The organism is Neorhizobium galegae (assembly GCF_017877135.1).
Lineage (GTDB): Bacteria > Pseudomonadota > Alphaproteobacteria > Rhizobiales > Rhizobiaceae > Neorhizobium > Neorhizobium galegae_A.
In genome coordinates, this window is record NZ_JAGIPH010000009.1 from 83,258 (window position 1) to 96,242 (window position 12,985).

At 61.7% G+C, this 12,985-nt stretch carries 13 protein-coding genes and 1 tRNA gene; 2 read left to right on the forward strand and 12 right to left on the reverse strand.

What is annotated here, in order from left to right:
* Window positions 1-55: 55 nt before the first annotated feature.
* The 12 genes from J2858_RS20915 to rplU all read right to left on the reverse strand — a co-directional run bounded on the left by J2858_RS20915 (window position 56) and on the right by rplU (window position 10,485).
* Complete coding sequence (locus J2858_RS20915; RefSeq protein WP_210106802.1) at window positions 56-1,387, reverse strand: S41 family peptidase; 1,332 nt, start codon at window positions 1,385-1,387, stop codon at window positions 56-58.
* A complete protein-coding gene (locus J2858_RS20920; RefSeq protein WP_210106903.1) occupies window positions 1,377-2,774 on the reverse strand; it encodes a murein hydrolase activator EnvC family protein in 1,398 nt (465 codons plus the stop codon). Before J2858_RS20920 ends, J2858_RS20915 begins: the two co-directional genes overlap by 11 nt.
* A 165-nt stretch (window positions 2,775-2,939) precedes the next feature.
* Window positions 2,940-3,422, reverse strand: a complete 483-nt coding sequence (gene rlmH / locus J2858_RS20925) for a 23S rRNA (pseudouridine(1915)-N(3))-methyltransferase RlmH (RefSeq protein WP_210106803.1) — start codon at window positions 3,420-3,422, stop codon at window positions 2,940-2,942.
* Between the two features lie 212 nt (window positions 3,423-3,634).
* Window positions 3,635-4,126, reverse strand: a complete 492-nt coding sequence (gene rsfS, locus J2858_RS20930; protein ID WP_210106804.1) for a ribosome silencing factor — start codon at window positions 4,124-4,126, stop codon at window positions 3,635-3,637.
* 7 nt (window positions 4,127-4,133) lie between these two features.
* Entirely contained in the window at window positions 4,134-4,841 is a 708-nt protein-coding gene (locus tag J2858_RS20935; RefSeq protein WP_210106805.1) for a nicotinate-nucleotide adenylyltransferase, read from the reverse strand.
* Window positions 4,816-6,096 (reverse strand): glutamate-5-semialdehyde dehydrogenase, encoded by a 1,281-nt coding sequence (locus tag J2858_RS20940; protein ID WP_210106806.1) that lies wholly within the window; start codon window positions 6,094-6,096, stop codon window positions 4,816-4,818. The genes J2858_RS20935 and J2858_RS20940 overlap by 26 nt, the downstream gene beginning before the upstream one ends.
* Window positions 6,089-7,267: a glutamate 5-kinase gene (proB, locus tag J2858_RS20945; RefSeq protein WP_210106807.1), complete on the reverse strand. Its 1,179-nt coding sequence runs from the start codon at window positions 7,265-7,267 to the stop codon at window positions 6,089-6,091. The genes J2858_RS20940 and proB overlap by 8 nt, the downstream gene beginning before the upstream one ends.
* A gap of 1 nt (window position 7,268) precedes the next feature.
* The gene (gene obgE, locus J2858_RS20950) at window positions 7,269-8,315 is read right to left on the reverse strand and encodes a GTPase ObgE (protein ID WP_210106808.1); all 1,047 of its coding nucleotides are present in this window, start codon (window positions 8,313-8,315) and stop codon (window positions 7,269-7,271) included.
* A gap of 199 nt (window positions 8,316-8,514) precedes the next feature.
* Entirely contained in the window at window positions 8,515-9,093 is a 579-nt protein-coding gene (locus J2858_RS20955; RefSeq protein WP_210106809.1) for a GNAT family N-acetyltransferase, read from the reverse strand.
* Window positions 9,090-9,725, reverse strand: coding sequence for a GNAT family N-acetyltransferase (locus tag J2858_RS20960; RefSeq protein WP_210106810.1), 636 nt, complete (start codon window positions 9,723-9,725; stop codon window positions 9,090-9,092). The genes J2858_RS20955 and J2858_RS20960 overlap by 4 nt, the downstream gene beginning before the upstream one ends.
* 137 nt (window positions 9,726-9,862) lie before the next feature.
* Window positions 9,863-10,132 (reverse strand): 50S ribosomal protein L27, encoded by a 270-nt coding sequence (gene rpmA / locus J2858_RS20965; RefSeq protein ID WP_210106811.1) that lies wholly within the window; start codon window positions 10,130-10,132, stop codon window positions 9,863-9,865.
* A gap of 41 nt (window positions 10,133-10,173) precedes the next feature.
* Window positions 10,174-10,485, reverse strand: coding sequence for a 50S ribosomal protein L21 (gene rplU, locus J2858_RS20970; RefSeq protein WP_210106812.1), 312 nt, complete (start codon window positions 10,483-10,485; stop codon window positions 10,174-10,176).
* Between the two features lie 325 nt (window positions 10,486-10,810).
* Between rplU and J2858_RS20975 the strand changes: the two genes are divergently transcribed.
* Window positions 10,811-10,900, forward strand: a tRNA-Ser gene (locus tag J2858_RS20975).
* Between the two features lie 90 nt (window positions 10,901-10,990).
* Window positions 10,991-12,919 (forward strand): hypothetical protein, encoded by a 1,929-nt coding sequence (locus J2858_RS20980; protein WP_210106813.1) that lies wholly within the window; start codon window positions 10,991-10,993, stop codon window positions 12,917-12,919.
* Window positions 12,920-12,985: the final 66 nt, after the last annotated feature.

A 12,985-nucleotide genomic window follows, 5' to 3' on the forward strand; every position in this document is an offset into this window, starting at 1 on the left:
GTCGGGCAAGAAAAACCCGCTCTGCGCAGGGCGCAAAGCGGGCTTAACGAGTGGATCAGGGCTTGACGGCAGCGGCAGCCGCCTTGTCCGGCTGCGGCGGGAAGGACGGATCCGTCTTCACACCACGCAGCAGGTCGAGCGCATAGTTGAGCTGGACGTCGTCCTTGGCTTCCGGCGGCACATAGGCCGTGGAGCCGGAGCCTTCTTCGGTCTCGCTCTGGCCCTGGATATGTCCCTTGAGGCTTGATTCGCCTTCAGCGCGCACCTTGCCCTGCAATTCCGGCGGAAGCGGCTGCTCGACCTTGATATCCGGCTGGATGCCGGTGCCCTGGATCGACTTGCCGGACGGCGTGTAATAGAGCGCGGTCGTCAGACGCAGCGCACCGGCTTCGCCGAGCGGGATGATCGTCTGGACAGACCCCTTGCCGAAGGAGCGGGTGCCAACCACGGTCGCGCGCTTCAGATCCTGCAGCGCACCGGCAACGATTTCCGAAGCCGAGGCCGAACCGCCGTTCACAAGCACGATCACCGGCTTGCCGTCGGTCAGATCGCCCGGGCCGGCGTTGAAGCGGCGGGTTTCCTCCGGATTACGACCGCGGGTGGACACCACCTCGCCGCGCTCCAGGAAGGCATCCGACACATTGATCGCCTGATCCAGCAGACCGCCCGGATTGAGGCGCAGGTCCAGCACATAGCCCTTCAGCTTGTCGGCCGGCACGTCCGCCTTGATCTTCTTGATCGCCTTTTCGAGGTCGTCATAAGTCTTTTCGGTGAACGAAATCACCCGCAGGTAGCCGACATCGCCTTCGACGCGCGACTTGACGGCGCGAACGGCAATGATGTCGCGCATCACGGTGATTTCGAGGGGCTTGTCAGCGCCCTTGCGCAGAATGGTCAGCTTGATCGGCGTCTTCACCGCGCCGCGCATCTTCTCGACCGCATCTTCAAGCTTCAGGCCGCGCACCGGCGTTCCGTCGATTTCGGAGATGAAGTCACCGGCCAGAACGCCCGCGCGGGCTGCCGGCGTATCATCAATCGGCGTGATGACCTTTACCAGCTCGTCTTCCATCGTCACTTCGATGCCGAGACCGCCGAACTCACCCTTGGTCTGGGTGCGCATGTCGGCCGCATCCTTGGCGTTCATGTAGCTGGAATGCGGGTCTAGCGAGGAGAGCATGCCGTTGATGGCATTTTCCACGAGCTTTTCATCGTCGGGCGGCGTCACGTACTGCGCGCGCACGCGCTCGAACACGTCACCGAAGATGGACAGCTCACGATAGGTCGATGAACCGGCCGCCTGGGCAGGCACGCCGGCGGAATAGACGACACTCATGGCCGTCGCGCCGAGCAGCGCTCCAACGATGACAAGAGAAGCCCTACGAATCATTGCGTGCCCTTCCAGTTTCCTTTGCGGACCACCACGGCTTCGAATCGACCGGAGTGCCGTCCTTTCGAAATTCAATGTAAAGCGTCGGACGGTCTGTTTCCAGCGCCAACGCGGTTGCGCTCGCCACTCTTTTCTCGCCCATGGCGGCGAGCGGCTCGCCGGCAAAGACGAATTTCCCCTGTCGCACATTCACCCGGTCCATCCCCGTCAGGACGAGGTGGTAGCCATCGCCCACGTTGAGGATGATCATCTGCCCGTAGCTTCGAAACGCACCGGCAAAGACGACCAGCCCATCTGCCGGAGCCGTGACAACCGCACCGGCGCTCGCGGCCAGGGTGATGCCCTTGGCCGGGTGACCTGTACCGTCCGGATCGCCGTAACTGCGCAGAAGGTCTCCCTCCACAGGCAGTGTCAGTTTTTGCTTGAGGCTTGAAAATGCATATGCCGGCGCAATACGGTTTTTGTCGGGCACGCCGCTTTCGGCCAGTTCCTGGGCCTTCCGGCGTTCGGCATCCGTCAGCTGGTTGCGCCGCTCCTCCTCCTCGCGGGCCCGCTGCATGGCCTCGCGCACGGAGGAAATTTCGCCTTCCAGCGAACCGATCAGCCCTTCGAGACTGCTGGCGCGGCTGGCCAGTTCCTGCGACCGCCGACGCTCTGCCTCCAACTCGGCGGAACTTTGACGGCTCTGCTTGTCGTTTTCCGCCAGAAGCAGTTCCATGCGGCGATCTTCCTCAAGGCTTGCCGTCATCGCCTGCGAGGCCTTTGTCCGTTCGGCCAGCACCTCAGCCTGAAGATCAGACAGTGCCTTCAGATCCGCCATCAGGCGATCGGCCTCGGCGCGCATGCCGGGAACGACGGCCCCCAGCAGAATGGCACTGCGCACGGAACCCAGCGCATCTTCCGGGGTCACCAGAAGCGCCGGCGGCGGATTGCGCCCCATGCGCTGAAGGGCGGCCAGAACTTCGGCCAGAACACCGCGCCGCTCATGCAGGGATTTCCGAATGCCGTCTTCCTTCACCTTCAGCTCGGCAAGCTTGTTTTCGCCAGCTTTCAGATCGGCCTCGAAGCCTTTGCGCCTTGTGGCCGAGTCGATCAGCGCCTGGCGGATATTGGCGCTGCTCTTGTCGAGCGCGGCAATGGCTGCGGTAATTTCCTTGGTCTTGTCCGTGGAGAGAGAAAGCGTCTTCGACAACGTCTCGAATTCGCGGCGCGTTTCATCGCGCTTCGTTTCCAGGAGATCGACGGCGTTGCCGGTCCCGCCCGGGGATGCGGCATCGTTGCGCGGCACCGTCGCATCCGTCTGCGGCAACGCCTGACCCTGCGCCGCCATGGACACGGAAACGCAGGCCAGCAGCAGGATTGCCGCCAGAGACCTTGCAGGCTGCATGCTCTCGTCGCGCTTTCGCATTCTCACCCGTCACACCAGCCTTTGGACCTTGGCCAACCCATGGCCGGATATCCGCAAACGACCGGAACACGCCACCTCAATCCGTCAAGATTAAGCTGATTTGCCGGCAAGCACCAGAAACAACATCGTGTATCGGTCAGGCCATCAGACCCGGTGATAGGGATGGCCGGACAGGATGGTGACGGCGCGGTAGAGCTGTTCGGCAATCAGGATGCGCACCAGCTGGTGCGGCCATGTCATCGAACCCAGGTTGACGATCGCATCGGCGCGCTCGTAAAGCGCCGGATCGAGGCCATCGGCACCGCCGATCGCCAGCAGCAACTCGCGCTTGCCCTGGTCCCGGTAGCGCCCCAGGAGGTTGGCAAAGGCCGGACTGTCCAGCGCCTTGCCGCGTTCGTCGAGCAGGACCAGGATGGCGCCGTCGCCCAGGCTTTTTTCGAGAAGCTGCGCCTCTTCGCGCTTGCGGGTCTCGGCAGAGGACGCCCGGCTCTCATTGACCTCGACCACCCGGGAGAGCTCCAGGCTGACCGCCGGGCCAGCCTTGGCGAAGCGATCGAGATAGCGCGAGGCCAATTCCTTCTCCGGGCCGGTTTTGAGCCGCCCCACCGCAAAAAGACCTATGCGCATTGCATCACCGCCTGAATTCCAAACACCGCATCGGCAGACATCCGGCTCAAAGGAGCCCGGCCACCTCGGCAAGCCATCCTGCGACGGCCCGGCAAGGGCATTGGCAAGTCACATGCCGTCCCGCATCCGGAAGCCGAAGCCGACCCGATGGCGCCTGATGCCTTTATCCGATCGAGGAGCACCTTGCACGCGCAAAGGGCGTGCAAGCACCCTCAATGGAGCGTTTCGTCCTCGTCGGGCGCGGCCCACATCCGTTCCAGGTTGTAGAATTCCCGGATTTCCGGACGGAACACGTGGATGATGATGTCACCGGTATCGATCAGCACCCAGTCTCCCGTCTCCAGTCCCTCGATGCGAGCGCCGCCAAAGCCCTCGTCCTTCAGGTCGGAGAGAAGATGCTCGGAAATGGCCGAGACATGCCGGCTCGATCGCCCGGAGACCACAACCATGTAGTCGCCCAGCGCGGACTTTCCGGCAATGTTGATGGTGACAATGTCTTCCGCTTTGGAGTCCTCAAGACTTGCGAGGACCAGTTCAAGAGCACGGGAAGCGGCATCGACGCCACGTTCCGCTCTCTTCGGGAGGACGCTGTGCGCCTTCCCCTTGGCGTGTACTGTTGTCAGGGTTGTTCCTTTCTTCCAAGAACAGAACAGGCACTTGCCCCGAATCCCTTGCTTCGGAATCCGGTCAAGTGAAGGTGGCATCGAATGATCAATCTTTCAAGGGATGGGGCTCTGGAACACGGGACGAGGCGGCAGTCTCCTGCGCCGCCTTTTGCCCATGGCGCAGCGCCGTCGAACTGAAGGAGGAGCGCGGTCCGTGGATGAAGGTCCAGGCGGGCGGTGTCCGGTAGGGCAGGGAGCGTGCTGCCTCCTCATCGATGCGCGCAAAAGACAAAGCACGCGCCGCCGGCGATGACAGGAAGGAGAGCGTGGCACCCGGCCGGTCCACCACAGCGATCGGAACGGTTGCGGCAATCTCGCGCCATTTCTGCCAGCGGTGAAAGGTCTTCAGGCTGTCGGCGCCCATGATCCAGACAAACCGCACCTTGCTGTTCCTTGCCGCGACATGGGCAAGTGTGCGGGCGGTATAGCTGGTGTTCAGACGTTCTTCGAAGGCGGTCACCTTGATGCGCGGATCGCGCGCCAGGTCCTCGCTGAGCGCAATGCGCTCGGCAAGCGGCAGCAGTTCCGCACGGCTTTTCAGCGGATTGCCGGGCGTCACCATCCACCAGAGCTGATCGAGCCCGAGCCGTTTGAGCGCGATTTCCGCCACCAGAAGATGGCCGGGATGCGGCGGGTTGAACGAACCACCGAACAGGCCAACCGTCATGCCGGCTTCGGCACGCGGCATGACGAGATAGCGATCGTGTGCCCGCCTGGCCGTCACGCCGTCAGGGCCGCGTCTGGCCGGTGCCATGCACGCGGTATTTGAACGAGGTCAGCTGCTCGACGCCGACAGGGCCACGCGCATGCATCTTGCCGGTCGAAATCCCGATCTCGCCGCCCATGCCGAACTCGCCGCCATCGGCAAACTGCGTCGAGGCATTGTGGAGAAGGATGGCCGAATCGATCTCGTTGAAAAAACGCGAGACAACCGTCGGATCCTCGGCAATCACCGCTTCCGTGTGATTGGAAGAATAGGTGGCGATATGAGCGATCGCCCCATCGACGCCATCGACCAGCGCAACCGAAATGATCGCTTCCAGATATTCCGTCCGCCAGTCCTCTTCCGTTGCGGCGACAAGGTCGGGCTCCAGCGCCAGAACATCCTCCGAAGCACGGATCTCGCATCCGGCAGCCGACAGCGCAGCAAGGATGGGCTTCAGATGCGTATCCGCCGCTGCCCGGTCCACCAGGAGCGTTTCGGCCGCACCGCAAATGCCGGTCCGGCGCATTTTCGCGTTGACGACGATGTTGACCGCCATGTCGAGATCGGCAGAGGCATCCACGTAGATATGGCAAAGCCCTTCCAGATGGGCAAAGACCGGCACGCGCGCTTCCGCCTGCACCCGCGCCACAAGGCTTTTTCCCCCACGCGGCACGATGACGTCGATGGCGCCATGAAGACCGGACAGCATGGCACCGACGGCCGCACGATCCGCCACTGGCACGATCTGGATTGCGTCTTCCGGCAGGCCGGCTTCGGTGAGCCCCTGGACCAGGCAGCGATGGATCGCCTGCGATGAATGATGCGAGTCCGAACCGCCGCGCAGGATCACGGCATTGCCGGCCTTCAGGCAGAGGGCGCCGGCATCCGCCGTCACATTCGGGCGGCTTTCGTAGATCACGCCGATGACCCCGAGCGGCGTGCGCACGCGCTCGATCTTCAGCCCGTTCGGACGCTCCCAGGCGGCAATGACGTCGCCGACCGGATCGGCAAGGGCGGCGATGGCGCGCAGTCCCTCGGCCATCTCCACCACCCGCTTGTCGTTCAGTGTCAGGCGATCGATAAAGGACGGCTGCAGGCCCTTGTCGGCGACCGCTGCCAGATCTTTGGCATTGGCGGCGAGGATTTCCTCGCGTGCGGACAGAATGGCATCGGCCGCCAGTGTCAGCGCCCGGTTCTTGGCTTCGCTCGAGGCATTGGCAAGCCGGCGGGCGGCAGCCTTCGCCTTGTCACCCATCTCCTGCATCAACTGGCCGATATCGTTTGTGGTCACCTTATCAAGCATGGGCGGCCTCCTGTGAAATTGCGTCCGTCGTCACCTTGGCCGACACGGGGCCAGTCATCACCAGATCATCGCGATGGACCATGGCAGCGCGGCCGGCATAGCCGAGGATCGCTTCGATCTCTCCGGATTTGCGCCCGGTGATCTGGCGCGCTTCGTCGGCATCATAGCCGGCAAGGCCGCGGGCAATCTCGCGCCCTTCCGTGCCGATGATGGCGACCGTATCGCCCCGGCTGAACTGGCCGGACACGGCACGAACACCCGCCGGCAGCAGGCTCTTGCCGCTTGAAAGCGCTCGTTCAGCACCCGCATCCACCACAAGCTCTCCGGCCGGCTGCAATTGCCCGGCAATCCAGGTCTTGCGGGCCGTCACCGGCGTGCCGGACGGGGCAAACCACGAGGAGCGAGCGCCGCCATCGATCACCTTCAGCGGATGGTCGGGTTTGCCCGACGCGATGATCATGCCGCAGCCGGCACCGGTTGCAATCTTGCCCGCATCGATCTTGGTGCGCATGCCGCCGCGCGACAGTTCCGAAGCCGCGCCACCGGCCATGGCTTCGATCTCCTGGGTGATGGCGGAGATCGTTTCCAGAAACCGCGCATCCGGATCCAGATGCGGCGGGGCGGTGTAAAGCCCGTCAATATCCGACAGCAGCACCAGAAGATCCGCGCCCGTCATGGTCGCCACGCGAGCTGCCAGCCGGTCGTTGTCGCCATAGCGGATTTCGGAGGTCGCCACCGTGTCGTTCTCGTTGATGATCGGCACCGCGCCAAGCTTCAGCAACTGGTTGATCGTGGCACGGGCGTTAAGATAGCGGCGTCGTTCTTCCGTATCGCCAAGTGTCAGCAGGATCTGGCCGGCGACGATCTCGTCCCGCGACAGGCTTTGCGACCAGGCACGCGCGAGCGCGATCTGGCCAACGGCTGCCGCCGCCTGGCTTTCCTCAAGCTTCAAGGCACCGGACGGCAGGCCGAGCACCGTGCGGCCAAGCGCAATGGCACCGGACGAGACGACGAGAACGTCGATGTTCTGCGCGCGCAGCGCCGCGATATCGGCGCAGACGGAATTCAGCCAGGCGCTTTTCAAACCCGTCTTGCGATCGACAAGCAGGGCGGAGCCGATCTTGATGACGATCCGACGATGACCGGACAGGGGCTTGCGCGACAGGCTCATCTCAATCCTCGTTTTCTGCATCTTCGCCAAGGCTGCGGTCGGGAAGCGCCGTCTCGCCATGGGAGGACACGATGACATCGCGCAACGCCCGCTGCACCTCCAGCATGCCCTTGTTGATGGCAGCAGAAATCAGCATAGGCGGACGCCCGCAGGCCTTTTCCAGCTCCTTGGCCTTCTTCTTCAGTTCCTTCTCGTCCAGCACGTCGATCTGCGACAGGGCGACGATTTCCGGCTTGTCTTCAAGACCGCCGCCATAGGCTTCCAGCTCGTACTTCACGGTCTTGTAGGCCTTGCCGACATTCTCTTCCTGGGCAGACACCAGATGCAGCAGCACGCGGGTGCGCTCGACATGGCCGAGGAAGCGGTCACCAATGCCGACGCCCTCGTGGGCGCCCTCGATCAGGCCCGGAATATCGGCGAGCACGAACTCGCGTCCATCAATCGTTGCGACACCGAGATTCGGATGCAGCGTGGTAAAGGGATAATTGGCGATTTTCGGCCGTGCCCGCGTGACGGTGGCCAGAAACGTGGATTTTCCCGCATTCGGCAAGCCAACCAGACCCGCATCGGCAATCAGCTTCAGCCGCAGCCAGATGTTCTTCTCTTCGCCCTCGAGGCCGGGATTTGCCCAATCCGGCGCCTGGTTGGTGGACGACTTGAAATGCGCATTGCCAAAGCCGCCATTGCCGCCGGCGGCCAGGCGAAAGCGCTGGCCTTCCTTCGTCAGGTCGCAGATCAGGGTCTCGTTGTCTTCCTCGAAGATCTGGGTGCCGACCGGCACTTTCAAGGTGACGCTTGCGCCATTGGCGCCGGTGCGGTTGCGGCCCATGCCGTGCACGCCGGTCGCGCCCTTGAAATGCTGCTGGAAGCGGAAATCGATGAGGGTGTTGAGGCCGTTGACCGCCTCCACCCAGACGTCGCCGCCGCGTCCGCCATCCCCGCCGTCCGGGCCGCCGAACTCGATGAATTTTTCGCGGCGAAACGACACCGCGCCCGCGCCACCGTCGCCGGATCGGATGTAGACTTTTGCCTCGTCGAGAAATTTCATGGGTTCTGCCATCAGTTCTGGGGTTGATCGGGGCGAGCCCGCACCGTTTTCCGGGCTTTTCGTTATCGCCGCTTGTCGTGAAGGTCAAAGATTATCGACATTTTCGTGCCTCGCACGCCGCAAGAGATCCGCAGATCTGCCGTTTGACGGGAGAGGAGAGCAGGCCGAACGCAATCGGCCTGCTCCAGAGGTGTTTTTCTCAAGCCCACGGGCTCTTCAAGGCGCCAGGCGGAAGCCGGGTTGCGATATGCGAGGCCATGCGGTTGCGCGCCAACGAAAAGACCTCGTCAGTGCCGACCACTTCGAACCCCAACTTCTGCTGGATCCGCAGCGAGGCCGCGTTATCGGCAAAGGCACCGGAATAGATCGTCACATCCGGCATGCGGCGTGTGAAACGTTCGAGCGCGGCAAACACCGCCTCGCTCATGACGCCCTGGCCCCAGTAGAACCGGTTCAGCCAGTAGCCGAGGTGCCACAGCCCGTGGCGCAGCTCGATGCCGACGCAGCCGATATGCACGCCATCGCCTTCGGTAATGGCCAGTTGCCAATCCGGAAGCGCGCCGGACCGTTGCCGGTTCAACCAGTCGCGCGCGTCATCGCGGCTGTAGGGCAGGGCGACGCGCGACAGCATGCGCGTCACCTGCCAGTCGTTCAGCGACTGGGCGATGGAATCGGCGTCATCCATGCGGTGGGGCCGCAGCACGAGATGCTCCGTCTCGATGATCGGGCAGGGGCCGGGCCTTGCCAGGACCGGCCGGGAGAGAACGGCAGCACTCATCGCATTTCCCCCCAGCTCTTCAACGACATCCAGGTTTTGCGATCAAGCCGGAACCACTCGACCGGCACCATGCCGCCGAGCGCCAGCGAACCGACCATGCCGGAGCCCTGGAACTGGAAGCCGCACTTCTGAATGACCCGCCGCGAGGCGATATTGGTTACCCGGCAGCGGGCATCGATCTGGTCGATGTCGCGGGTGCGAAAGGCCATGTCGATCAGCGCATGGGCGGCTTCCGTCGCAAAGCCCTGGTTCCAGAAGGGTTCGCCCAGCCAGTAGCCGATTTCGAGCGTCAGCGGATCATCCAGATGCGGCTCCAGCGCGCAGCAACCGAGAAAGGCGCCGTTGTCTCCTCGCGTAATGGCATAAACGCACTTGCCAATCTCGCCCGCTTTCGTGCGTCGCACGAAATCGGCTGCGTCCGTTGCCGTGTAAGGATGCGGCATACGCGACACCATGGAGGCGATGTTCACATTGTTGGCGAGATGGGTAAGGGCGTTGATGTCTTCTTCGTGCGGGGCGCGCAGAACAAGTCTCTGCGACAACAAGACAGGGCAATCGCTCCGTAACCGCTGCGGCCTCAGCCGCTCTTGCGGCAGCCGCTGCCGGCTGCTCCTTAATAATTCGTCCTGCATGGTTTCAGTCCTCCTGACGGGGGTTAAGAAAAAAGGGGAGGTGGGTGGCGCCCCATCTCCCCTTTTTTCAGACTGAACCTTTTGCGGGCATCAGCCGGGTCGATGTGACGCCGGCTGTTTTAACGCGCTCCGGCTTGTTATTCCGCGGCTTCCGCTTTCGGCATAACGGACACGTATACGCGGCCGTTAGCCTTCGTACGGTAGTTCACATTGCCGGCGGTGAGTGCAAAAATGGTGTGGTCCTTGCCGAGGCCGACATTGGCGCCCGGATGCCACTGCGTGCCACGCTGGCGCAGGATGATGTTGCCGGCAATGACGGTTTCGCCACCGAACTTCTTCACGCCGAGGCGCTTGGATTGGGAATCGCGACCGTTGCGCGAGGAACCGCCAGCTTTTTTATGTGCCATGGGAGTTCTCCTTTAAACCTTCGAAAACCTAGTGAAACCGATCAGGCGACGATGTCGGTGATGCGGACGACCGTGTGGTGCTGGCGATGGCCGCGAATCCGCTTGGAATTCTGACGACGGCGCTTCTTGAAGGAGAGAACCTTCTTGCCACGGTTATGTTCGACCACTTCCGCCTTGACGGTGGCGCCAGCCACGAAGGGCGCGCCAAACTTGGCATCGGCGCCAACGCCAACGACCAGAATTTCATTGAACTCGATCACGTCGCCGGCTGCCACGTCGAGCTTCTCGATGGTGAGAACGTCGTTGGCCGCTACGCGGTACTGCTTACCGCCGGTCTTGATGACTGCGAACATTTTTTATCCTTTCATGTTCGATCCGGCTCTTCCTGCCTTCAAAGGCAAGCGGCCGTCTTTTTATCAGTCCAAATTTGAGCAGGATTACAAAAGATCAACTCTTTCGAACCGGTCTGCCGGTGAAACAGGTTTCATTCGAAACCCGTCTTTTCATCCCGTGGGCATCACGTTGAACGCAATACCCCACTTCGGAACGCGTGGGGGATACGTGAGGGCCTTGAAGCTGTCAAGGAGAAAGACGTGACAAGACGCGATTTCACCCTTGCCAGCCCTTCCTTTCATCGCTATGAGACAGCCCGCGCTATGAAGCGCCGACCAGCAAAGCGGAGAGGTGGCTGAGTGGTCGAAAGCACCGCACTCGAAATGCGGCATACGGGCAACCGTATCGTGGGTTCGAATCCCACCCTCTCCGCCATTTCTGGGTCACTCTTCCCCAATTAGACGCAAGCCCTTGGGTTTCCTCGCGAATTCCTGACTGATCGCCCCAACCAGAGGCACTCAAGTCATGAATGTATCGCGCATTGTATCGCTCGATGTACAGTCCGATGTATCGCCGGACGCGGAAATCATTTCCGCAAAGAAACGGAATCGCAAGCTTAAAACGAGATCGTCCGGGCTCTATCTGGTGAGGAGCGGCGGGACCTATCTTTTCCAGATCAGACTGCCGAAACGCATCGGTGGCGGTGCAGGCTCCCGACCCATCCGGGTGAGCCTGGGCGCGCTTCCGCACCAACAGGCGAGAGAGCTTGCCAATGCCCTTGGGGCGTTGGCACCAACGCTCTTCAGGGAGATCGAGAAGAGAATGGCAGGCAAACGGGGACCCAATTCGAAAACTGCAAAAGACCTCAGTGACGAGGGGGTCGCTGACGAGGACTGGCCCTTCGATTTTGCCAGCGTGTTCCTAAAGGCCGCACTCTACGACATCGTGCAGCCTCCTCGTGCGCCGACGCCTGCCGAAGCGGAGGGGCATGAGATGATGCGCGGCCTCGTGCGGATTGGACGTGAGTTGTCAGCCAAGCAGGCGGGCCAGCCTCATGACGAGATGATTGCCGACCATGCCGAAGTTCTCGCCTCCCGACATGTAGCCAAATATCAGGCGGCAGCCTCGCCGGTTTCTATCTCTGAGGAGCTGTACACCTCGGTATCGGCCCCGCTCGCGCCGGTGCCTTATCAACCATTAAGTTCGCCTCTACCAGAACCCACGCCCCTTACTCAGCCTGACACCGAGTCCGGCAGCAAGGACAAGCGCTTGATCAGTGCCGACGTGCCCGCCGCCTTTCAGCTCGATCGGCGTACCGTCGAGCGACCTGCCTCAAGCAAGCCGCTCTTCAGTCATGTTGCGAGCAATTATCTGGCAAAAAGGAAATCCTCCAAGTCAGAGGAAAACAAAGATATCAGCATTGCCGAGATGCGCCTGAACCTATTCGCCGAGCTGATCGGCGATCACCCGATCGACACCTACACGGCAACCGATCTTCAGGCCTTCATTGATCTCATCAAGTATTGGCCCAAGGACGTGAAATGTCGCCCGGCTCATCTCACTGCACGTGAGATTATCGCCTCGAACCAGGATTATCGGTTCGAGACAATGGCGCGGAAGACGCTCGAGGAGGGCTATCTCGCTGTCGTTAAAGCCGCCCTGAATTCAGGCCAGGTCGACCATGACTACCGCCCGATTGCCAATGCCAAGCTCTTCTACCCCGACCTGGCTCGGCCACCGGTTCACACACAGCCGTTGGCAAAGGCCAAAATCGAGAAGGTGTTTCAAACAGGGGTCGCAAGTGGGATGTTCGACTACGCGTTTCTCCCGCTCATCGGCTTTCTGACCGGGCGTCGCCTGGGACTTCTGTTGCACCTCCAAGGCTCGGACTTCAGGGAAAAGTTCGATGGCGTATGGGTTGCACAGACATCTGGTATCGTCTTGAGCGATGGCAAATGGAAGCGGGTCCCGATCAAGAACACCGCTAGCGCCTCGTTTTTTGTGCTCAATAACTTCCTCGCCGAGATCGGCCTCGTTCAGTGGGCGCAGGAGCGAGGGGACCAGTTTTTGTTCCCCGAGTTGATGAGGCTGATGAGACCCAGCAAAAGCGCATCCAGCTACATGGGACGGTTGTTCGAGAAGGCAGGGATCGAGAAATCTCGCGGCGAGGTGTTTCACTCGTTCAGGAGTGGCTACATTGCCGACGCTGGTGACAACAACATCGAGAGGCGCGACAGGAAGATGCAGGTTGGACACGAGGTTGGCGATGACGAGCACGACAAGTACGGGTTTCGGACCCTGACGGAGCGGAAAGCTCGCCTACTCGCGAGCCTGCCGATCGAGGTCGATCTTTCCATGTTCAGGGGGCTGGATTTCGACGAGTTCGCAAATGCGAAACGAACGCTGGGGCGGAAGCCGAAAGCCACGGCTCTCCCGAAAGCGGGAGGGAGGTGAATCACGGAAATCATTTCCCCGACAGCATGCTGCTCTGCTGTGTTAGGATGTTGCCTTGCACCGAAG